Genomic DNA, 219 nt, shown 5'->3' with positions numbered 1-219 from the left:
CGTCGATGTCGACGGGAGGTGCAGCGATGAACGCTACGACGAAGCAAGCGGTAGCAGCGAGCAGGGTGGGGATCATCAACACGCCGAACCAGCCCACGTACAGGCGGTTCTCGGTGCTGGTCACCCACTGGCAAAACTGCTCCCACAGGGAGGCAGTTTGTTGTCTTTGAAGCGTTGTGGTCATGATAAGGATAAGTGCAGTTAGGTTTGCTTAAGGCT

The 219-nt window shown here is 56.2% G+C and carries 1 pseudogene; it reads right to left on the bottom strand.

Annotated elements, in window-relative coordinates:
• A pseudogene (locus tag AC0QKW_RS00005) lies at positions 1-184 on the bottom strand (photosystem II q(b) protein); the annotation flags it as partial.
• Positions 185-219: the final 35 nt, after the last annotated feature.

The organism is Pseudanabaena sp. PCC 9330 (assembly GCF_055795045.1).
Note: the sequence above shows the minus strand (reverse complement) of the source record. Positions and strands in the feature narration are given on the sequence as shown.